Genomic DNA, 22,185 nt, shown 5'->3' with positions numbered 1-22,185 from the left:
AAAAACGTGAGGATAGCTCATTATTACGCCCCTGCCATGCTTGCCGGGCATGGACGAGGGATAGCGATGCATGAGCACAAATCCCGCAGCAATGGTGTCATGCCGCGGGAAATATCGCGTCGGGGTGTCTCGACGACGAGCGATTCTCCTCCCCGACGGACCACGCGCAAGCGGAACTCCCGCTCCCGCCCCCTACCGCGGTATTTCCACGACGAACCGCGCCCCCCGCCCCTCCTTCGGCGCGAGATACACCTTCCCCCCGTGCCGCCGCGCGATCTCCCGGACGATCGACAAACCGAGCCCCGCCCCCTGCCCTTGCTTCGCCTTCGCTCCCCGAAAAAACGGCTCGAAGATATGCTCCGCTTCCTCGGCCCGGACGCCTTCTCCCTCGTCCTCCACCGAGATGCGCCACACCTCCCCCGCCGCCTCGATCCCCACTGAAATCGTCGTCCCCCGGGACGCGTGGCCCATTGCGTTCGACAGCAAATTGTCGATCGCCTGCCGCGCCGTCTGCGCCTCGAACGCGGCCTGTGCCTCCTCCGGCAGCGACAACGTGATTTTCACCCCGCGCGCCTCCGCCTCCCCTTCGCACGCCTCCGCCGCTTCCCGCACCACGGCCGAAAGATCCCCGGGCTTCGCCTCCCACGTCACCTTCCCGAGCGCCGCGAGATCGAGCAGCCGCGCGGCCAGGTTCGACAGACGCGTCACCTCGCCGCGCGCCTCGGACAGCGCCTCCCGCAGCTCCTCCGCGCTCCGCTCCTTCCGCAACGCGAGATCCATCTCCGTCCGCATCAATCCGAGCGGCGTACGCAATTCGTGCGCCGCATTCGCGATCAGCCGCTCCTGCGCATCCCGCGCCGCCCGCAGCCGCTCCATCGCCTCCGCCAGCGCCACGCGCAGATCCGCGATCTCGTCACCCGTCGGATCCGGGGGCAGGCGCCACGCGAGCGCGCCGCCGCGGAGCTCCGGGAGCTGCGCCGTCATATCGCCGATGCGCCGGCTCATCCGGCCCGCTTGCACCCATTGCAAGAAAAACAAAAGCGCCGCCGCCACGGCCACGAGCCCCAGCGTCGCTTGCCAGTAAAGCCGCATCGTCGCGTCGACCTCCGCGAGCGAGCTCTGCAGCGTGAGCACGTACGGCTCGCCCCACGGCGCGCGCACGGCCACCACGAGCGAACGCACCCAGCGCCCATCGGACGACCGATACGTGGAAAGGCGTGGCCCCTCGGATCCCACGTCCGCGGCCGGCGGATCGGGAATCCAGCCATTCTCGGGGAAATGCGAGACGAGCTTGCCCGTCCCATCGTAAAGCCCCGCCATCGGCACGAACGAGCGCACGTTGTCTGCGAGCGGCGATTTTCCGAGGTGCACGTGCGGCACGCCCGTCGGACCGTCGAAGAGGCTCACGCTCTCCACGGCCGCCTGCGCGAGCAGCGCTCGATCCAGCGCCCCGAGCAAGCTCCCGCGGAACACCACGCCCGCCACGCCCACGGCGATCACCAGCGCGAGCGACGGCAACGCCGCGCCAAAAAGAACGAGCCGCGCCCGGACCCTCACGATTCGCTCCTGGGCGGCTTCGCGACCACGAGCCGATATCCCACGCCGCGCACGGCCTGGATCGTCACGGCATCCCCGCAAAGGCTCCGCAGCTTGCTCCGCAAATACCCCACGTACACATCGACCACGTTCGGCGCCCCGTCGAACCCGGTCCCCCACACCGTGCCGAGCAGCTCCGTCCGCGTCAGCGCCTCCCCCGCGTGGCCCGCGAGCTCCGACAAGAGCGCATATTCCCGCGCCGTCAGGCTCTCCTCGGCGCCGTCCCGCGTGATCACCCGGCGCCGCGCGTCCAGCGTGATCGGCCCGAGCCGCGTCAGCGCCTCGTGCCCCGCCCCGCGCCGGTGCAGCGCCTCGAGCCGCGCCACGAGCTCTTCGAAGTCGAAAGGTTTGACCAGGTAATCGTCCGCGCCGGCCCGCAGGCCCGTCACGCGCTCGCCCACCGTCCCGCGCGCCGTCAGCAGGAGGACCGGCGTCTTGAGCCCGCGCTCCCGCCATCGCCGCAAGAGCGAGACGCCATCCATCCCCGGGAGCGACCAGTCGAGGATGATGACGTCGTAGACGACCCCGAGGCCCTGCTCGAGCGCCTCGGTGCCATTGCTCGCGAGGTCCACCTGATGGCCTTCCTCGCGCAGGCCGCGCTCGAGCAGGCGGGCCATCTTGGCCTCGTCCTCCACCACGAAGAGCTTCACGCCGCCATCGTAGCGCCGGACGAACCCTCCGGCGGAGAAGGAGCCTCCGCCGGCTGCCCGCGGCGACCTCGCCCGATCCAGCCGTACAAGCTCGGCACGATGAGGAGCGTGAGCAGCGTCGAGGTCACGAGCCCGCCCACGACCACGGTCGCGAGCGGCCGCTGCACCTCGGAGCCGGCGCCGCGCGCGAGCATCATCGGGACGAACCCGAGCGCCGCCACGAGCGCCGTCATGAGCACCGGACGCGCCCGCGCCCGCGCCGCGCTCTCCGCCGCCGCCGCGGGATCCTGCCCCGCGGCCTCGTTCGCGAGCACGCGCGAGAGCAAGACCACGCCGTTCAGCACCGCCACGCCCGAGAGCGCGATGAACCCCACGGCCGCGGAGATCGACACCGGCATGCCGCGGATCGTGAGCGCCACCATCCCGCCCACACAGGCGAACGGCACGTTCGTGAAGATCACGAGCATCGGTTTCACCTTGCGAAACGCCGCGAAGAGCGCCGCGAGGATGAGCGCGACCGCCGCCGGCACCACGACGAGCAGCCGCCGCGAGGCCTCCTGGAACGTCTCGTATTGCCCGCCCCAGACGAGGCGATAGCCGCGCGGCGCGGGGGCGGCCTTGTCCACGCGCGCCCGCGCCCGCGCCACGAGATCGCCGAGATCCGCGCCGCGCACGTTGAAGCCCACCACGATGCGCCGCTCGCCGTCCTTGCGGCTCACGAGGCCCGGCGTCGGCAGCGTCTCGACCTTCGCCACACGCGCGAGCGGCACGAGCCCGCCCGCCTGCGTCGGCAAACTCAGGTTCGGCAGATCGAACGCGCCGGGCGCGCCCGCGATCCGCAAGATCACCGGGATCCGGATCGCCCCGTCGTACGTCGCGCCGACCTCGATGCCGTTTCGCACCGCCTGCACCGCGTCGAGCACCTCGCCGACGCCGAGGCCCACGAGCGATGCTTCGAGCGCCTTCGGCTCGACCTCGATGAGCGACACGTCCGGCGGCGCCAGCACCTTCACGTCCGCCGCGCCCTTCTCGGCCGCGATCTCGGTCGCGATCTTCTCCGCGAGTTGCCTGAGCACCGCGAGATCCGCGCCGTAGATGCTCACGGCCACGTCCGACACGGCGCCGCCGAGCAGCTCGTTGAACCGCATCTGGATCGGCTGCGTGAACGAGGGATCCGCGCCCGGCGAGGCCGCGTCGATCACGCGCCGGATCTCCTCGATCAGCGCCTCGCGCTCGAGCCCCGGGCGCCACTTGTCCCGCGGCGCGAGCGTGAGGAACACGTCCGCCTGTTCGAGGCCCATGATGTCCGTCGCGACCGCGGGGCTGCCCACGCGCGAGACGACCTGCAGCACCTCGGGCACCTTCCGCGCCGCGGCTTCGAGCTTGCCCGCCTCGACGATCGCGGTCTCCAGGCTGATGTCCGGAGCGCGCGTCGTCTGCACCACGAGATCCCCCTCGTCGAGCTGCGGCGCGAGCTCGCTGCCCGACCGCACGTAGAGCACGACCCCCGCCGCGAAGAGCGCGAGCGCGGTCGCGGCCACGAGGACGGGCCGTTTGACCACGAACGAAAGCGTGGGCCCGTAGATCCGATCGATCATCCGCACGAGCCACGGATCCCGCGCCGGCACGTCCTTCTGGCGCAGCATGAGGCTCATCGCCGCCGGCACGTACGTGAGCGACAGGACGAGCGACGTGAACAGCGCGAACACCACGGTGAGCGCCATCGGCCGGAACATCTTCCCGTCGACGCCCGTCATCGTGAGCACCGGCAGGTACACGATCAGGATGATCAGCACCGAGAAGAACACCGGGCTCGCGACCTCGGCGCTGACGCGGCTCACCCACGATGTCCGCTCAGGCCCTCCTGCGGGAGCCCCCTTCTGCGAGGCGTGGAAGAGGTGCTCGACCATCACGACCGCGCCGTCCACGACGAGGCCGAAATCGATGGCGCCGAGGCTCATCAGGTTGCCCGGGATGCCGAGCGCCACCATGCCCGAGAGCGCCCCCAGCATCGAGAGCGGGATCGCCGAGGCCACGAGCAGCCCCGCGCGCAAGCTCCCGAGCATCGCGAACAGCACCACGCCGACGAGCAGGCCACCTTCGAGCAAGCTCTTGCCCACCGTGCGCAGCGTGCTCTCGACGAGGTGGCTCCGGTCGTACACGAGCTGGATCGAGACATCCTCCGGCAGCGCCGCGCGCACCGCGGGCATCTCCGCGTGGAGCCGATCCATCACCTCGAGCGCGTTGTCGCCCCGGAGCATCTGCACCATCACGTAGACGACCTCGCCGCGGCCGTCGGCCGTCGCCGCGCCGATGCGCGGCAGCCCGCCCACGCGCAGATCCGCCACGTCCGACACGCGCACCGCGCGCCCTTCCTGATCGAGCGGCGAGACGATCGCGTGCCCGAGCTCGGAAGGATCCTTCGGCCGCGAGACCGCGCGGAGGAGCGCCTGTCCACGGCCGAGCGGCAAGCTCGCCCCGGGCGCGCTGCCGGTCGATCGTTCGAGCGCCTCGCGCAGCGCGCCGAGCGTCATGTGCCGCTGCGAGAGCCGCGCCGGATCGGCCACGACCTCGATCGTGCGCCGCTCACCGCCCCACGGGTTCACCTCCACGACGCCTGGCACCGCGCGGAGCAGCGGCGCCACGCGCGTCGACGAGAGCTCGTAAAGCTCCGCGAGCGAGCGCGACGGCGAGCTCAACGTGAAGTGAAAGATCTCGCCGAGCCCGCCCGTCACCGGCCCGAGCTCGGGCGCGCTCACGCCCGGCGGCAGCGAGCCCGCGACCGCCCCGATGCGCTCCGAGACCATCTGCCGCGCGCGCCATGGATCCACCGCGTCGTCGAAGACGATCGTCACCGACGAGATCCCGTACCGCGACAGACTGCGGTGCTCTTCGAGGCCCGGCAGCCCGCCGAGCGCGAGCTCGATCGGCCGCGTCACCTGCCGCTCGACCTCCTCGGGCGTGAGGCCGGGCGCGCTCGTCAGCACGAGCACCTGGTTGTTCGTGATGTCCGGCAGCGCATCGAGCTCGAGCCGCCGCCCGAGAAAGGCCCCCACGACGGCGAGCACGAGCGTCACCACCACGACGAGGACCCGATGCCGGATCGAGAGTTTTACCAGTGCGGGGATCAATCGACGTCGCCTCCGGCCGTGGGCAACGCGCGCGACGCGTCGGCGGCCACTTCGTCCCCGGGGCGCAGATCCCCCTCGACCAGCGCGTCGGCCCCGGAGCTCGACAGCACCTTCACCGGCAGAGGCGCGCCGGTTTTTCGCGACAACACCACGGCGACGCCGTCCCTCAGCGTCACCGCCGCCGCGGGGATCGCCACCGCCGTGCCGCCCGGATCGGGCGACACGCGCACCTTCCCCAGCGTTCCATGCGGCAAGTTCAGCGCCTCCGCGGGCTTGAACCACGCGGCCACCGTGCCGTCCCGCCCGTTCGTGCTCGGCGCCTCGCTCAGGAGCGTGAGCGCCGTGGTTTGTCCGAGCGGGGCCACGAAGACGAACCGCGCGCCCGGCGGCGGCCGCTGCGAGAACCGCGCCTCGATCCGCGCCGCGCCCGCGCCCTCGATCCGCGCGATCGGCGCGCCCGTGGGCTCGCGCGACTCACCGAGCGCCGCGTCGAGCTCCGTCACCACGCCCGCGACCGGGCTCTTCAGCGTCACGAGGCCGCCCGAGCTCACGAGCGAGGCCACGTCTTTCGGCCCGAGCCCAGCGATCTTCAGCGTCGCGAGCGCCATCTGCTGCGCCGCCGACGCATCCGCGAGCGTGCCCTCGACCTCGGCGATCTCCGCGAGCTTCGCGAGCCCGTCCTTCCGGAGATCTTCGAGCTGCGCCTTGCGCTTGCCGTGCGCCCCGATCCGCGTGCCCGCCGCGGCGAACGCGCCCGCCGCGCGCGCGAGCTCCGGCATCACCACGTCCGCGATCGGCGCGCCTTCCTCCACGCGCTCGCCGTGCTCCACGTGCACCTTCGTGATCCGCGCCGAGAACGGCGGCACGACCGCGCCCTTCGCGCCCGCGGGCGGCACGAGCTCGGCCGGCGCTTCGAGCAGCGAGAGCCCGCCCGGCGCGCGCGCCGCGACCCACGGCGTCTCCGCGCTCTTCGGGCCCACGTCCGCGGCGGCCGGCTCGGGCGCCGCCTCGGGGCTCGTGCACGCGGCCAGGATGATGATGACGAGCGCTGCCACGACAACCCCAATCGATCGCGCCCTCATCGCGCCTTCTCCTGCTTCTTCCCGTCGTCCATCGCCGAGAGCCAGAGCCACAACTTCACGCGCGCCCACGCGTTGGCTGCCCGCGCGCGCTCGAGCCGGCTCTGCGCGGCCGCGACGTTCCTGCGCGCCGTGATCACCTCCAGCATCGTCCCCTCGCCCGCCTCGAAGAGCCGCACCCGCGCCGCGAGCCCCTCCGTGAGCGCCGGCAAGATCGCGCCGGCGAGCGTGTCCACGATGTCCTGCGTGTGCTCGACCTCGTGGATCCCCATCGCCACGTCGGCCGATGCGTTCGCCTCCTCGCGCTTCGTCTCGCCTTCGAGCTCGACCGCGCGCGCGGCCGTCACGCTGCGCTCGCGCTCGCCACGGTTGAAGAGCGGAAGCGTGAGCCCGACGGCGCCGTACCCCACGAGCCCGCCGGGCGAATCCCGCTGCACGTACACGCCGAGCGAGAGCGACGTCCCGCGCGCGGCCTTCTCCTCGGCCTCGCGCGCGCGCTCGACCCGCGCCGCGAGCGACTTCTGTTGCACGGACGGCAGCGTCGCCGCGCGCTTCAGCACATCACGCAGGCCCGCTCCGGAAGGCAACACGGGCACCGGCAGATCCCCGCGCGCGCCGAGCGGCTGCGCGCCCGCGGCGAGCGCCCGCGAGAGCCCGAGCCCGCGCTCGAACACCTCGCCCTCGGCCCCGATCACCCCGAGGCGCGCCTCGGCGTGGTACGCGCGCGCGTCGGCCGCGTCCGCCTTCGTCGCCGCGGAGGCCTGCGCCGCCTTCTCCACGAGCCGCGTGAACTCCCCGGCGAGCGCCGCTTCCCGCGTGGCCACTTCGAGCACGCGCTCGGCCGCCCAGAGGTCGATCCACGCCCGCGCCGCCTCGAGCCGCTGCGTGAGCGCGAGAGCGCGCGCGCCGGCCGAGAGCTCCTCTTCCTCGACGCGCGCCGCGGTTTTGCGGGCCGAGGACAACCCCGCGAGGTTCCACGATTGCGTCACGCTCGCCTGGATCTCGACCCCCTGGTTCGGCGTGGGCAGGACGCGGAATCCCGGCTGCACGTAGATTTGCGGGTTCTCGGTCATTCCCGAGATCCGGGCGCCGAGCGCGTGTTTCGTGGCCACGGCGCGCTCGGCGCCGCGCACGTCGGGCGTCTCGACGGACAGGCCGATGGCCTCGTCGAACGAGAGTTCCTTCGCGGGCGTCGTGGCCGCGAGCGCGACGTTCGCGGCGATCGGGAGCGCGAGCCAGAAGCTCATGCGACGGACCCTAGCGCCACCCCCCGGAGGAGATCCTGAGGGGATCCTGAGAGAATTCTCAGAAACGCGGCGCCGAACCCACCCCGCTCACCGCCTGACCATTGGTCTCTTCTTTGGGTCGCCGCGCCGGGGCGCTGCCCCGGACCCCGCGGGGGCTATCCGCCCCTCGACCCGGACCAGGCACGGCCTGGACCGAGGGTGGAAGACCAGGGACAACGTTGCCGATCGAAAGGTCAGCGCGGCTGTCTCGGTTGGCAGGGCTCGTTCCTCCGCCTGTTCGATGAACTGCGCATCGCGCAGTTCATCGACCCCGGGTCCAGCGCTTGCGCTGGTCCGGGTCCAGGGGCGGATAGCCCCGGTGGGGCCTGGGGCAACGCCCCAGCGAAACGCCTCCCAGACGAGACCAATGCTCAGGTTCACCGCGGCGCGAGCTTCGCCATGAACGACGCCGCGAGCCCGGACAAAAGGCACGGGGCCACGCCGCCGCCGAAGACGCCGGAGCCCGCGAGATACAGGCCCGTCACGGGCGTGCGCGTGCGGAATCCCTTGGGCCCCCATTGCGAGAGCGTCATCGCCGGGCCGAACGGCGCGCCATGCACGGCGCGCGTCCGATCCGCCGCCGTGAGCGGCGTGCCGTACGTTTGGACGACCACGTCGCGCACGAGCCCTGGGTACCGCGCGTCGAGCTCCTTCAGCATCCACCGCGCGATCTCGTCGCGATAGGCCACATACGCGGGCCCCCGCTCGCCCTCCGGGAGCGATTGCCATTTGCGGAAACGCGCGTGCGGCACGTACGTGAGCACGACGAGCGACGAGCTCCCCTCCGGGGCGAGCGCGCCGCTCGCATCCTTGAGCGAGGTCGGCGAGACGAACAGCATCGGCCGCGGCGGGAGTCTTCCCGTGAATCGCGCGGAAAAACCCTCCTCGACGTCGTAGGACGGATAAAGCCACACGTTTTGCGCGCCGAACCCGTAGGCGCGCACGTCCCGGCGCAGGCCGAGCCATATCTGGAACGTCGCCATGGAGGGCTCGATCACGGCCGCCTTGCGCCGGAGCGAGGTCGGCAGATCCGAAGCGGAGACGAGCCGGCCCAGGGTGATCGTGGGATCGATCGCGGAAACCACGATATCGGCCTCGATGCGCTCGCCTCCCATGAGGACGACCCCGGTGACGCGGCCGCGCTCGGTCTCGATACGCTCGACGAGGGCGCGCGTGCGGAATCGCGCGCCTTTCGCCTCGGCCGCGCGCACGAGCGCGTCGCGCAGGCCCCCGCCGCCGCCGCGCGGGAAGAACGCGCCGTCGCTGAAATGGGCCATGTAGAGCAGCGCCGCGAGCCCGACCACGCGCGAGGGCGGCAAGGCCCACGCGCCGGATTGACCGCCGAGCACCGCACGCAGGCGCGGGTTTTCCGTGCTCTGCTCGATGAGCTCGCGCAAAGGTCGCTGGCTCCATTGCAAGAGCGAAGGGACGCCCGTGAGCGCGACCAGATCGGTGAGGACGGGGCGGCCGAGGATGCCCCGGGCGAGCGCGTCGTGCATCCGGGCCGCGCCGTCGAGCCAACCGAAGAACTGGCGCAGGCCCTTCGTTTCGTCCGGAAAGAGCTCGGCGAGGCGCTCGCGGTAGGCGGCGAGGGGCCGACAAACCCGGATATCGTGTTCGGGAAATCGATACAGGTCGAATCCGTCGGGATCGAGCTCGCAGAAGAGCTCGCCGGCGTCGACGCCGACGGACTGGAGCAGGTCGTGGACGAGCTGGCCGGGGCGGCACGCGCCGACGTAGTGCAGCCCCTGGTCGAACACGAATCCGTCCCGCGAAAACGGCGCGAGATAGCCACCGAGCTCGGCGCTCGCATCGAGCGCGAGTACGTCGAAGCCGTCCTTGGCGAGGAACGCAGCGGACGCGAGGCCGCCCGTACCGGTCCCGATCACGAGGGCGCGTCGCGTGGTGGAGGCCATGATGCTGCCCACGAGGGTACACCCGCCCGCCAGCCGAGGCGAGGAAAAGGAATCACGCGCACGCGCCGAGGCCACGGAGATGTCGAGATCTCCCGGTATGCGCACGTACGCCACGCACGCGGGCGTTTCCTTTTTCGCGCGAGGCGCCTTGACAGGGCTTCGAGCGCCGTCCTAGCATCCGCATTTGGGGGATTTACCGCAGACGAACGGGTAGAAATGCACGAGAATCGAGAGGGCGGGGCAGCGTCCAACGTGGGTGAAGCGGTGCAGGACCCTTATCGACGCCTCTTCGAGCTGTCGCCCGACCTCCTGGGGATCGCCAATATGGAAGGTTACTTCCTGGAGCTCTCCCCCTCCTGGGAAAGCCGCCTCGGCCACACGCTCGCCGAGCTCTGCGGATCCCCGTTCCTCGCGTTCGTGCATCCGGACGATCAGGCAAAAACGGCCGAGGTCGCGGCCGATCTCGGCCGCGGGAGGGAGCTCTTCACCTTCAAGAACCGTTATCGCTGCAAAGACGGTTCTTACCGATGGATCCATTGGACGTGCGTGCCGACGGAGGGTCGCATTTACTTCGTGGCGCGCGACGTCACCGAGCAGCACGAGCTCGAGACGGAGCTGCGCGCGTCGCAGAGCGAGCTCGAAGAGCGATATCGGCAGCTCGAGCAGGAAATGGCCGAGCGCCGTCAAGCCGAGGCGGCCCTCCACGCGCAAAACGAGGCGGTCCGGGCGCTCTCGACGCCGATCCTGCAAGTCGCCGAGGGGGTCCTCCTCCTGCCCGTCATCGGGCAGATCGACGCCGGCCGCGCCGCCATGATGATGGGTAAGCTGCTCGAATCCATCGTGCAATCGGCGGCGCGCGTGACGATCCTCGATCTGACGGGCGTGGCCGACATCGATACGAACACGGCGTCGCACGTCTTCTCGCTCGTCCACGCCGCGAGGCTGCTCGGGAGCGACTGCCTCGTGTCCGGCATCCGGCCGGCCATCGCCTCGACCATGGTCGAGCTCGGGATCGACACGAGCAGCCTGCTCACGTTCGGGACCCTGGCCGCAGCGCTGTCGCACGCACTCGGGCTACGAGCGCCTCGCCAGCGGTGACGAACTGCTGCTAGGCTCGCGCCATGCGAGCCATTCGATTCCACGCCCTCGGCGGCCCCGACGTCCTCCGCGTCGAGGACGCGCCCGAGCCCACGCCGAAGCCGGGCCAGGTCCTCATCGCCGTCCGCGCCGTCGGCCTCAATTACGCCGATACGATGTTCACGAAGGGGCAATACTTCATCCGCCCCACATTTCCGGCGATCCCAGGCATGGAAGCCGCAGGCGAGGTGCTCGCCGTCGGCGAAGGCGTGACCGAGGTCCGCGTGGGCGACCGCGTGATGGCCCTCGGCGACGGTGCCTATGCCGAGCGAATGGTCGCGCCGGCCTACAGCGTCTATCCGATCCCGGCAGGATTGTCCTACGAGCAGGCCGCGGCGTTGCCGGTGCAGGGCCTGACGGCGCACCACGTGCTCACACTCTCGGGCAGGCTCGCGCCCGGGGAAAAGGTGCTCGTGCACGCGGCGGCGGGCGGCGTCGGGACGCTCGCGGTGCAAATCGCGCGGCGGCTCGGGGCATCGTTCGTCGCAGGCACGGTGGGCTCGCCGGCGAAGGCAGATCTCGTGCGCTCCCTCGGCGCGGACCTCGTGGTGAACTACCGGGAAGACGATTTCGCCACGCAGATTCGTTCGGCCGTGAAGGAAGGGGTGGACGTGGTGCTCGAAATGCTGGGCGGCACGGACGTGTACAAGCGGAGCCTCGCCTGTCTCGCGCCGATGGGCCGGATGGTCGTGTACGGCGCCGCGACGGCAGACGTGCGCGGGACGGTGGAGCCAGTCGGGCTCATGCACAAGAACCTGACCATCACCGGCTATTACATGACGCCCCTGATCAAGCGGCGCGAGCTCTGCGCGCCGCCGCTCGCCGAGCTCGCCGCCGCAGCCGCGGAGGGCGCGCTGCGCGTGATCGTGGGCAAGACCTATCCCCTCGAAGACGCAGCCGAGGCGCACCGGGATCTCGCGGGCCGCGCGAGCACCGGGAAGCTCGTGCTCGTGGTTTGACGGGAGGTTGCATTGCCGGATCCCGACACGGCGGAGGTGGCTCCTCACTCGCTCGACGCCACGCTGCAGCCGGGCGCGGTGCGCCCCGCGTCGCCCGAGGACGGCCCCGTCCACGGCTGGGATCGATATCAGCCCATTCGCCTCCTCGGCCAGGGCGGTATGGGTCGGGTGTTCCTCGCCCGCGACCTGCGCCTCTCGCGGGACGTCGCCCTCAAGTTCGTCCGCGGGGACGACCCCGAGCTCCCGCGGCGGTTCGTCCTCGAGGCGCGCGCGCAGGCGCGCGTCGATCACGAGCGCGTCTGCAAGGTCTACGAGGTCGGCGAGATCGACGGCAAGATCTACATTGCCATGCAGTACATCGACGGCAGGCCGCTCTCGGGCCTCGTCGACGAGCTCACGGTCGAGCAGAAGGCCATGCTCGTCCGCGGCGCCGCCCTGGGCGTCCACGAGGCCCACAAGGCAGGGCTCATCCACCGGGATCTCAAGCCCTCGAACATCATGGTCGAGCGCACGGAGGAAGGAGAGCTCCGGCCGTACGTGATGGATTTCGGCCTGGCGCGCTCCTCGCACGAGGGCGCGTCCGAGACCGGCACGATTCGCGGAACACCGCATTACATGTCGCCCGAGCAGGCCTCCGGCGAGGCCAGCAAGCTCGACCGCCGCTCGGACGTGTATTCGCTGGGGGCCACGCTCCATGCCCTCCTCACGGGAGCGCCGCCCATCCCCGGCGACCATCCGCTCGAGGTCCTTTCGAACATCGCCCACGTGGAGCCGCGCCGGCCGCGGGACATCGATCCCCGCATCCCGGCCGACATCGAGGCCATCGTCCTGAAATGCCTCGAAAAGGACCGCTCCGATCGATACGACTCCGCGCGCGCCTTCGCGGAGGACCTCGAGCGCTTCCTCGACGGCGAGCCGGTCCTGGCGCGGCGCGCGGGGCCGCTCTATCGCCTGCGCAAGAGGGCGCGGAAGCACCGGCGGCTCGTCGCCGCGGCGGCGGTCGCGCTCGTGGCGGTGCTCGTGGCCCTCGGCTGGGGCATTCATACCCGACGGGAGGCGAGCGAGCGCGAGCGGCTCGCCCGGCGTTATACCGCCCTCGCGGAGCACATCGAGGCCATGGCCCGGTACTCGGCGCTCGCCCCCTTGCACGATGTCCGCGCGGACAGGGAGCGCATTCGCGCGAGCATGGCGGAGCTCGAGGCCGAGGTGCGGGACGCCGGCCCCTCGATGGCGGGGCCGGGGTACTACGCCCTCGGGCGAGGTTTTCTCGCGCTCGACGACGACACGACGGCGCGGCACTACCTTCTGCTTTCGTGGCAGCACGACGACCATGAGCCCCGCGTGGCTTACGCGCTGGCGCTCGTCCATGGTCGCCTCTATCAGCGCGGTCTCCTCGACGCGGAGCGCATTCACAACGCGGAGCAGCGCGAGGAAAAGAGGCGCGAGGTCGAGCGCCGCCATCGCGATCCTGCCATCACGTTCCTCGCCCGGAGCGAGGGCGCGGAGGTCCCCTCGACCGCGTACGTGGCCGCGCTCCTCGCGTTCTACGAGGGGCGCAACGACGACGCGCTCTCCCGCCTCGACGCGCTCGGCGACGGGCTCCCGTGGTTTTACGAGGCACCCCTGCTCCGCGGGGATGTCCTCCTCGGAAGGGCGCTCGAGCGGAGGCGCGAGGGTAGGCTCGAGCTCATGCGCGCCGATCTGGAGGCTTCGCGGCGCGCGTATGCCGCTGCGGCCGCGGTCGGCGAGAGCGTACCCGCCGTGCATGCGGCGCTCGGCGAGCTCGAGTACGCCGCGCTGGTGATCGAGCTTTATGGCGGAGGAGACGTCGATCCGCCGTTCGAGCGGGGCGTCGCCGCGGCCGATCGCGCATTACGCGCCGCGCCCGACCATGCCCCCTCCCTCCTGCTCGAAGCGCGCCTCCGCCGGAGCCTCGCCGAATACCGGAACAACCAGGGGCGCGACATCGAGCCCCTCCTCGCGGACGGAATCCGGTTCGCCGAGCGCGCTGCCTTCTCCCCGACCGGGGGCCCGGACGCCGAGCTGGAGATCGCGCGCGGCTACCGGCAATGGGGAGAGCACCTCCAGAGCAAGAACGTCGACCCGCGGAGAAAACTCGCCAAGGCGCTCGAGATCTCGAACGAGATCCGCCCGGACGCCCACGATTACGACTTTCACGTCCACGTCGGCCTGATCCACAAGATATGGGCCGATTACGAGGACCAGGTCGGCCTCCCCGCGGACCTGCACCGCGGCCAGGCGATCGACGCCTACCGAAGAGCGATCGACCTCGACCCGCGGGGAAGCGACGTCTGGCTGAACCTGGCCATCAATGCATTCGCGCGCGCCTCGCAGCCGGGCGCGGCGGATCCCGAGGGCGACCTGCGCGAGGCCCTGGCCGCGCTCGAGAGGGGTCGGGCGAAAAACCCCCAGCATATCGTCCCCTATTTTTACGGGGGCGAGATCCACGCGCTCCTCGCGAAACGGAAAGAAGGACGCGGGGAGGATCCCGGGCCGCTGCTCGGGCAGGCGCTCGCGACGTATCGGGCGGGGCTCACCGTCAATCCCAGGCTCCCGCATTTGCACAACGGCGTGGGGGCGGTCCTGGTCGAACAGGCCCGGGTGGCCTCCGCGCGCGGGCTCGATCCCGTGCCGCTGCTCGCCGAAGCCGAGCGAGCCTTCGAGCAGGCCATCCTCGTCGCCCCGGATCAGGGATACGCGTACAGCAACAAGGGATTCGCGCTCGTGCGGCGCGCCATGGCGGAGCGTGCCCGCGGGGAAAACCCCGAGCCGAGCGTGCGCGCCGCCGTCGACGCGCTGGAGCAGGCCCTCGAACGAATCCCCGGGGAGGCCGATTTCTGGTCGAACCTCGGCATGGCCCACGCGGTCCTCGCCGAATACGAATCGTCGCGCGGGCGTGATCCGACCTCGACCCTCCGGCGAGCCTTTTCAGCGCTCGAAGAGGCGATCGCGCGAAACCCTCGCGCCGCGCAGGCCCATGTCTTTCTCGGCGAGGCGCGCAGCACGGAGGCGCGCTCGGCCGCGCGGAAAGGACGGGCGCGCCCCGGGGATTTCGATCGCGCGGCTCGGCATTTCCAGCGGGGGCTCGAGCTCGAACCGAAGAATGCGGAGTACCTCGACGCCTTCCGCCGATTCTGCGGCGCGTGGGCCGCGTGGCTCGACGCGAACGGCGAGGATCCGGGGCCCGCGCGGGCGCTCCTCGAGACACGCGCCGCCGCGGGGCGCTGAGCGGCGCTCCGTCAGCGCTCCACGCGGCCAGAGCCCACGTTGATCGTCCCGGTCTTCGTTCCCTGGTCCGGCACGGTCAGGGTGGAGATATCATTGTCTCCGAGCTTCGCGGAAACCGAGACCGTCACGATGACCGCTCCCTCCGTCGTGACGTCGAACGGGTTTTTGTCGGACAGGAAGAGGTCCGCCGGCCAGGTCACGGGAGCTTTCTCCGTCCGGCCTCCGGCGAGCTGGAACTGGATCGAGTCGCCTCGATCCACTGAGTTCGATAAGCCGTTCCGGCCCGTGAAGTTCTCGAAGCCGCTGTCGGTGATGTCCATCGTGAATCTCTGCGCCATCTTGTCCTCTCTCGTCGAGCCGTAGCGTTTGCAGCGCGCGTGCCAGTCCGCCTGGGGCTTCGCGCGGGCCCCATCGTCCCCTCAGGGCGCGCCGCGCGCAACGGCTCCTTGCCGGGTCGACGCGTCGAAGCGGCGCCGTCGACGCGTCGACCGGGCGGGGCGAGGGCCCCGGGCGATGGCTTCGCCCTTCGGATTCGCAGATCCGGGCGCTGGCATTGGCTTTGCGATGAGCTCGCGGCGGGACGCACCCGAACGAGACAGGAGATCACCATGGCACGACGATTCTTCCCTTTCCGCTTCTCGCACCAGGATGCCCGCGCGGCGCTCACGCTCGTCCGGCCGAACCGCGCGCTCGGCGCGGCGGCGGCGGCGAATGATTCGCCGCCCATCGACCAGCAGCTCGCCGACGCGTTCAACGCGAACAACGCGGTCATGGCCTATGTCCTCGCGATCACGGCGAGCACGTTGCCCACGCTCACGCCGCCGCCCGATTGGTACCAGAGCTTCGTGAATCAGTTCTCCGACGCCAAGACGCACGCGATGGAGTGGCAGAATTCGATCACGCCGGGCCTGTACGCGATTCCGCAGGGGATCATCAACTATGCGTCGCTCTTCAGCCTGAACATGATGACCATCAATCAGGCGATGCCCATCCTCCAGAGCGATCCGAGCAATCCGCAGGCGCGGCAGGCCGTGCAGAGCTCGCTCCAGACCTTGCTCACCGGCCTGAGCACGCAGCTCGAAACGACGACGGCGTTCCAGAAGGAGATCGACGACTTCGCGAACGCCCTCACCTCCGACGCCACGAACATGCAGACGGCGATCAAGAACGCGGAGCAGACCGAAGGATACGACGCCACCCAGGTGAAGCAGCTTCAGGACGACATCAACAGCCTGAACGACCAGATCGCCACGTGGCAGACGGTCGTCACGGCCTCGGCGATCGGCGCGGGCGTCTCGTTCTTCGCGGGCGCGGTCATCGCCATCTTCAGTTTCGGGGCCGGGCTCGCGTTCGGCATCGTCGGCGCGCTGGCGGGCATCGCGACGATGGTCGCTGGCGAGATCGAGATCCAGAAGCTCTCTGCGCAGATCGCGCTCGATCAGGCCAACATGAATGCGCTGAACCAGCAGATCGCCTCGCTCAAGGTGATCCAGAACAACCTGACCACGCTGATCACGCTCTCGCAGGCCGCGAGCCAGCAGATCGCTCTCCTCCTGCAGGCGTGGCAGTCGCTCGAGCAACAAATCACCCAGGTGATCACGGACCTGAACAATGCGCAGGCCGATCTGACGAGCAGCCAGATCACGCAGCTCCAGGCCGACCTGAACGCGGCCAACGCGGATTGGCAAACCCTCCAGAGCTTCTGCCAGACGCTCGTGGGCATTCAATACAACAACGCCACCCCCCCCGCGGTCGCGCTCCCGACCACGCCGTCGCAGCCCCGGCCTTCCCGCGCTGCGTGAAGGCGCTCGGGGCTCGGATTCACAAGAGCCCCATCTCCTTCACCCGCCGCTGGAGCGCGCGCCGCGATACCTTGAGCTCCGCCGCCATCCGGTCGAGATCTCCCGCGTTCTCGCGATGACAGCGCTCGATCTCCTCCGCGCGCAAATCCCCCGCCGTGCGAATGCTCGGGTACCGCTCGATGAGGTCGTACATCGATGACCGCGGGATCCCGAGCTTGTCCGCGGCGGCTTTCAGGTCCCACGCGTGCTCCTCGAGCGCCGCCGAAAGCTCCACCTCGCTCACATCCGCCGGCCTGCGCCGCGGCGCGCTCGCCGAAGGCTTCGGGATCGTCGCGGCGAGGGCCGGCGCGGGGGCCGGCCCCGCCCCCTCGAGCTCCGCGTCGAGGCGTGGATCGATCGACAATCGCGCCTGCCCGCGGCTCCCGATCACGAGCTGCCGCGCCACGTTGCGGAGCTGGCGGATGTTCCCCGGCCAGGAAGAACCAAGGAGGCGCACGGCGAGCGAGGCCGGCATCCACGGCTCCGCATAAGGATCCTTCGGCGCGATCCGGTGCGCCTCGCCAATCGATTGAAGCTCCTCGCGGGCGAAGTGGTAAAACAGGGTCCCGATGTCCTCGCGCCTCTCGCGGAGCGGGGGCAAACGTATCTCGTAGCCGGCCAGGCGATGGAGCAGCGGCGCCTTGAAGCGCCCCTCGCGGATGTGGTTTTCGAGGTTCGCGTCCGTCGCCGCGACCAGCCGCACGTCCGTCGCGTGGAGCGTCCGTCCCCCCACGGGATAAAACTCCCCCGTCTCGAGGACCCGGAGCAGCATCACCTGCACCTCCGCCGGCGCCTCGCCCACCTCGTCGAGGAAGAGCGTTCCTCCCTGCGCAGCCCGAAAAAACCCGCTCCGGTCGCTCGCCGCGCCCGTGTATGCGCCCTTCTCCGTCCCGAAGAGCTCCGCGGCGGCGAGCTCCCGCGGGATGGCGCCGAGGTTCACGCTCACGAACGGCTTGTTCCGCCGCGGGCTCCTGTCGTGCAGCGCGCGCGCCACGAGCTCCTTGCCGGTCCCCGTCTCGCCCCGGATGAGCACGGGCACGTGGAGGTCCGCGACGCGCTCGAGCAAGCTGCGCACGCGCCGGATCCCGGCGCTCTGCCCGATCATGCCGAGCGTCTCCGGGCCGTCCTCCACGTCGAGCGAGGCGCGATGAAGCAAGAGGGCCACGCGGTCGGCCAGCGTGATGGGCACCCCCGCGTCGATCTCGGCGGCCCCGATCTCCAGGCTGCCGCGCACGCGCGCGCCCACGACGACAGCCGTGCCATCGTCGCCGACGCGCAGCAGGATTCCCCCGTTCTCCGTGGGCGCAAGTCGGATCGGCTTGCGGCTCACGAACGGATCGCCGAGCCCCGCACCGAGGGCGGCGCCAGGTTTCACGAAATCCGGCGCGTTGCGCGAGAGCTCGAGCTCCTTTCCCGCGACGAGCGCGTCGAGGAGCAGCCGCTCACCCACCCGATCTCCATGCGGATGCGCGACGAGGGTCAGCGCAGGCAAGGCGCGTGGGGTCGTCGCTCCCGCACGCTTCTTGCCGATCGCCGTGGAGACCTCCTCGATCGCCCGATGTCTGCGCATCGTTTCAACGCGAGCTTCCGCAGAAAGGACGAGCGAGTCAATGGAGATCCCACCCAGGCCCTCGACGTATCGACAGTCTCTCCGTGGGTGCTGCCACAGCGTAGCGCCGGGGTTTCACCCCGGACCCGACGAGGGGCTGTCCGCCCCTCGACCCGGACCAGGGCCAGCCCTGGACCTTTGGTGCATCGACCGCGGTGCGGTCGATGCAGCTCTCAGTGCGGCGCGGCGCTGCCCGAAGGACGCGGCGCAGCGGGCCCGGCCGAGGGCGCGCCCGAGGCGGAGGCGCTCGCGGAGGCCGCGGCGGCGTTCATCTTTGCGCGGACCGAGAGCCGCATCCCCACGATGGTGCCGGCAATCGCGGTGGAGGTGACGATGATGAACAGGACGAGGATCTTTCCCGAGGACCCGCCGGACGGCCTCGACGTGGGCGTCGACGGCGAGGTGCGGGGCGAGGGCGAGGGGGTTTCCATGCGAGGCCTTCTATATCGTCCGATCCGGGCCGAGGCAACGCGCGTGGTCTTCCTGGTTCACGGAGGCCGCGGCAGTTTTTCGGGGGTGAGCGGCTCGCCGCGCGCGAGCGCCGAAAGGACGGCCTCACGCGTGCGGGAATCCGCTTCGCGGTGGGGGCTCGGCCGACAGGCGAGCGCCTTGAGCGGCACCAGCATGCGCGGGTTTTTCTGGAGGATCGGCTCGTTCCGCGCGAGGAAGTCCCAGTAGAGCGCCGTGAGCGGGCACGTCCTTCTCGGGTCGAACGGGCAGCTCTCGCAATAATCGCTCATTCGATCGACGTACGCCGCGCACGAGACGTACGGCTTCGTCGTCATGATGTCGCCCGCGGCGAACGTCCCCATCCCGAGCACGTTTGGCTCGACGACCCAGTCGTACGCGTCGGTGAACGCGATCCAGAACCAGTCCGTGAGCGCGCGCGGCGACAGCCCGAGCAGCGTCCCGATGTTCGACAGGATCATGAGCCGCGTGACGTGGTGGCTATAGCCCTCGCGCCAGACGTCGCCGATCACCCGATCGAGACACGCGAGCCCCGAGCGCGGGCCTCCCTCCCAGAAACATGCGGGCAACGGCTCCGTCGCGCCGAGCATGTCCGGCATGGCGGGCGCGTTCGGGTCCTCGAGGCCCCGCGCCATTCCTTCGGGCAGCTCCGGCAGGATGCGGAACCCGTCCGTCTCGCGGTGCACGTGCCGCACGAACTCCCGCCACCCGAGGATCTGCCGGACGAACCCCTCCTTGCTCCCGATCGGAATGGCGAGCGCCGCCGCCTCGCGCACGATTCGCGCGGGCAAGAGGCGGTGCAGGTGCAGGAGCGGGGCGACGCGCGTGTGGAAGAGGTTCGTGGAGCTTTGCGACATCGCGTCCTCGAACGGACCGAAATGCGGCAATGCGGCGTGTTTTCCCCAGGCCCAGAGCGCCTCGGCGTGGGCCTTCGTGCAAGGCAGCGCGCGGGGATCGAGGCGGCCCGGGTGATCGGCATAACGGTGATGGATCAGCGCGCATACCTCTTCCGTGATGGGATCCGGCTCGAACGAGGGCGGCGTCGGCGCGGAGGGCTCTCCGCGGAACGGCAGCCGGTTGTCCGTATCGAAGCTCCACCGCCCGCCCTCGGGTTCTCCCTCGTGCACGAGGATGCCGGTCCGCTTTCGGACATACCGGTAAAACGCATCCATTCGATAGGGTGGACGCCCACCGGTCGCCTGGAGAAAATCGTCGCGCGTCGTCAGCCACCCCTCGTGCGGCACGAAGCGCAGCGCGCCCGATGCCACGGCGGGCGCGAGATCCACGCGCAGCTCTCGCTCGGCCGGCTCCATGCAAACGAGCGGACCGACCTCGGCGGCGGCGCGCGTGACGGCCCCGGCGTACCCCGCGTCGGCCACCACGTATCGGACCGCCACGCCGCGCTGCGCCTGCTCGAGCGCGAAATGGCGCATGTTCGCGAGCACGAGGGCGAGCTTTTGCTTGTGGTACGGGCGACGCGCGGCCTTCCCCGGATCCTCGACGAGCAGCACGCCTGCGCGCTCGGGAGGAAGCTCCCGCAGGGGGCCGATCGCGTCCGAGAGCTGATCGTAGGGGACGAAGACGAATGTGCGCCCCCGCTCGTCTCGCGCGGCGGCGCGGAGCTCGGCGAGGAAACGCTTCATGAGGCCTGGATCATGGTGGTGCAGCGGGACGTAGGGACCCGCGTCGGCCCGGTCAAGCCGGCCGCCGATGTCTTCCTTTTCGCGTCGAAACCGACTAGTTTGCGCGCATGCGTGGCCTCGTCGCCTTGCTCGCGTGCGCGCTCGTCCCATCGCCTCTCCTCGGCTGTGGCAACACCGACAAAGGCCCCGCGCCGGCCCCCTCGACGACGACCACGTCGACCACGCCCGCGCCCGCGCCCGCACCCGAAGCGCCCAAGGGCCCGCTCTCGGTCGTGCTGGAGGCGAAGGATCCCATCACGTTCTCGGGTGTCGCCGAGGGCGTGGTGCTCGCCGACGCGGGGCGCACGCGAATGGCGACGGCGGCCGTCGGGGCCGAGCTCGTCGAAAGGCCGATGCCCTCCGGCCTGCCTGCGGAGGGGCAAATCCTGCGTTTTTCGGGCCGGCTCCCGGGCTCGGTCTGGCTGCTGTTCGAGACGCCGGGGGGTTCGGGGGCGAAAAAAGAGCCCGTCAAGAATCCGTTCTTCCGGCTGGAGCAAGCCAAGGGGAATTTCAAGCCATACGCCGACGACTGGAAGCCGCACCTCGCCGCCTGGTCGAAGAAGCGGATCCTGGCCATGTCGACGTCCTCGGGCAAACTCAAGGTGAAGGTGATGGATCCTCACCAGGACGAACCGTCGCCCGATCTGCCGAGCGCGCGGCTCGATGACGAAGCGTGCGGGAAGTCGCTGCGTATCGAGGAGATCGCGGCGCTCGCGACCGGAGAGGTGTTCGCCTCGGGGCATTGCAAGACGGGGGATGCCGCGAGGCATCACGTCGTCGTGCGCTGGGCCCCGTCGATTGAAGGCAAGGCCGGCGAAACAAGAGCCGCGCCGCCGCCCAAGGCGAGCGCGAGCGTGGCGCCCGTCGTCGCGAGCGCAGCGCCCGAGCCCGCAACAAAGGAGGACGCGGCACGCGACGGCGGCGTGGAGGACGCCGGCGCGGATGGCGGCGAGGTGGAGGAGGCGCCGGTGGGGGTCCCGGGTCAGGTTTTCGTGCTGCCGGACGTGCCGGCGTCGATGAAGCACGTGGCCCTCGTGGCGCAGGGAGCGAGCGACGTGTGGCTGCTCGGCGCCGAGGAAAACGGCAATGCCCACCTGCTCCGGCTCGAAGGCGGCGCCTTCAAGGCGCAGACCTTGCCGAAGCTCAACGCGCCCGCGCGCTCGCTCGCGGGGGCGGGCGACGGGACCTTGTGGCTCGTCACGGCGGACGCGATCTGGAAGCGATATCCGCCCGGAGAATGGGAGGAGGTCGCGCCGCCCGTGTACACGTTCGTGCCGGGCCTCGATTCCCGGTGGGAAATGCGCGATGTGTGGGCCTCCGGGAGCGACGTGTGGATCGCGGCGAAGCACATCGCGAACAAGGGCGAGCGGCACGTCGTACTGCGTGCGCGGCCAGCGAAAGCGGTCGTACGGTGGTGGCCCTGAAAGCTTGGGCTGGGGCCGCCTCGCCGGGGCGCTGCCCCGGACCCCGCGGGGGCTGTCCGCCCCTCGACCCGGACCAGGCACGGCCTGGACCGAGGGTGGAAGAACTGCGCTCCGCGCAGTTCTTCCAACGGGCCCGTGGGAAGGCGTTGCCGCTTGAA

15 protein-coding genes are annotated in these 22,185 nt (G+C 70.5%); 5 read left to right on the top strand and 10 right to left on the bottom strand.

The genetic code is table 11. The features are described from left to right. Positions 1-192 precede the first annotated feature (192 nt). The 6 genes from QHF83_RS41685 to QHF83_RS41660 all read right to left on the bottom strand — a co-directional run bounded on the left by QHF83_RS41685 (position 193) and on the right by QHF83_RS41660 (position 9,772). Positions 193-1,557 carry a HAMP domain-containing sensor histidine kinase gene (locus tag QHF83_RS41685; RefSeq protein ID WP_282423673.1) on the bottom strand — a complete coding sequence of 455 codons (1,365 nt, stop codon included), beginning with the start codon at positions 1,555-1,557 and terminating at the stop codon, positions 193-195. After that, on the bottom strand, positions 1,554-2,246 hold the full coding sequence (locus QHF83_RS41680; RefSeq protein WP_282423672.1) for a response regulator transcription factor: 693 nt from the start codon (positions 2,244-2,246) through the stop codon (positions 1,554-1,556). The genes QHF83_RS41685 and QHF83_RS41680 overlap by 4 nt, the downstream gene beginning before the upstream one ends. Then, positions 2,243-5,377: a CusA/CzcA family heavy metal efflux RND transporter gene (locus QHF83_RS41675; protein WP_282423671.1), complete on the bottom strand. Its 3,135-nt coding sequence runs from the start codon at positions 5,375-5,377 to the stop codon at positions 2,243-2,245. The genes QHF83_RS41680 and QHF83_RS41675 overlap by 4 nt, the downstream gene beginning before the upstream one ends. Continuing rightward, positions 5,374-6,459 (bottom strand): efflux RND transporter periplasmic adaptor subunit, encoded by a 1,086-nt coding sequence (locus QHF83_RS41670; protein ID WP_282423670.1) that lies wholly within the window; start codon positions 6,457-6,459, stop codon positions 5,374-5,376. The genes QHF83_RS41675 and QHF83_RS41670 overlap by 4 nt, the downstream gene beginning before the upstream one ends. Then, a complete protein-coding gene (locus QHF83_RS41665; protein WP_282423669.1) occupies positions 6,456-7,703 on the bottom strand; it encodes a TolC family protein in 1,248 nt (415 codons plus the stop codon). Before QHF83_RS41665 ends, QHF83_RS41670 begins: the two co-directional genes overlap by 4 nt. 416 nt (positions 7,704-8,119) lie before the next feature. Continuing rightward, a complete protein-coding gene (locus QHF83_RS41660; protein WP_282423668.1) occupies positions 8,120-9,772 on the bottom strand; it encodes an NAD(P)/FAD-dependent oxidoreductase in 1,653 nt (550 codons plus the stop codon). 102 nt (positions 9,773-9,874) lie between these two features. On the opposite strand from QHF83_RS41660, the gene QHF83_RS41655 reads away from it, so the two are divergent. The 3 genes from QHF83_RS41655 to QHF83_RS41645 are packed head-to-tail and all read left to right on the top strand — an operon-like array spanning position 9,875 to position 15,003. After that, positions 9,875-10,756 (top strand): PAS domain S-box protein, encoded by an 882-nt coding sequence (locus QHF83_RS41655; protein ID WP_282423667.1) that lies wholly within the window; start codon positions 9,875-9,877, stop codon positions 10,754-10,756. A gap of 23 nt (positions 10,757-10,779) precedes the next feature. Beyond that, positions 10,780-11,754 (top strand): quinone oxidoreductase, encoded by a 975-nt coding sequence (locus tag QHF83_RS41650; protein WP_282423666.1) that lies wholly within the window; start codon positions 10,780-10,782, stop codon positions 11,752-11,754. A gap of 12 nt (positions 11,755-11,766) precedes the next feature. Beyond that, complete coding sequence (locus tag QHF83_RS41645) at positions 11,767-15,003, top strand: serine/threonine-protein kinase (protein WP_282423665.1); 3,237 nt, start codon at positions 11,767-11,769, stop codon at positions 15,001-15,003. An 11-nt stretch (positions 15,004-15,014) separates the two neighbouring features. Here QHF83_RS41645 and QHF83_RS41640 read toward each other — a convergent pair whose 3' ends face one another. Beyond that, positions 15,015-15,341, bottom strand: a complete 327-nt coding sequence (locus QHF83_RS41640) for a hypothetical protein (protein ID WP_282423664.1) — start codon at positions 15,339-15,341, stop codon at positions 15,015-15,017. 270 nt (positions 15,342-15,611) lie between these two features. Here QHF83_RS41640 and QHF83_RS41635 point away from each other — a divergent pair, with 270 nt between their 5' ends. Then, positions 15,612-16,805: an HBL/NHE enterotoxin family protein gene (locus QHF83_RS41635; protein WP_282423663.1), complete on the top strand. Its 1,194-nt coding sequence runs from the start codon at positions 15,612-15,614 to the stop codon at positions 16,803-16,805. Between the two features lie 19 nt (positions 16,806-16,824). Here the strand turns inward: QHF83_RS41635 and QHF83_RS41630 are convergent, their stop codons facing one another. From QHF83_RS41630 to QHF83_RS41620, 3 genes are all read right to left on the bottom strand, one after another. Next, positions 16,825-18,414, bottom strand: coding sequence for a sigma-54 dependent transcriptional regulator (locus tag QHF83_RS41630; protein WP_282423662.1), 1,590 nt, complete (start codon positions 18,412-18,414; stop codon positions 16,825-16,827). Between the two features lie 212 nt (positions 18,415-18,626). Continuing rightward, a complete protein-coding gene (locus tag QHF83_RS41625; RefSeq protein ID WP_282423661.1) occupies positions 18,627-18,884 on the bottom strand; it encodes a hypothetical protein in 258 nt (85 codons plus the stop codon). 57 nt (positions 18,885-18,941) lie between these two features. Next, positions 18,942-20,564 carry a cryptochrome/photolyase family protein gene (locus QHF83_RS41620; RefSeq protein WP_282423660.1) on the bottom strand — a complete coding sequence of 541 codons (1,623 nt, stop codon included), beginning with the start codon at positions 20,562-20,564 and terminating at the stop codon, positions 18,942-18,944. 107 nt (positions 20,565-20,671) lie between these two features. Between QHF83_RS41620 and QHF83_RS41615 the strand changes: the two genes are divergently transcribed. Then, positions 20,672-22,027 carry a hypothetical protein gene (locus QHF83_RS41615; protein ID WP_282423659.1) on the top strand — a complete coding sequence of 452 codons (1,356 nt, stop codon included), beginning with the start codon at positions 20,672-20,674 and terminating at the stop codon, positions 22,025-22,027. The last annotated feature ends 158 nt before the right edge of the window (positions 22,028-22,185 follow it).

The sequence above is a fragment of the Polyangium sp. 15x6 genome (assembly GCF_029960785.1).
In the GTDB taxonomy this organism is placed as follows: Bacteria; Myxococcota_A; Polyangia; order Polyangiales; family Polyangiaceae; genus Polyangium.
The sequence above is the reverse complement of the archived record's forward strand: the minus strand, read 5'-3'. Positions and strand labels throughout refer to the sequence as shown.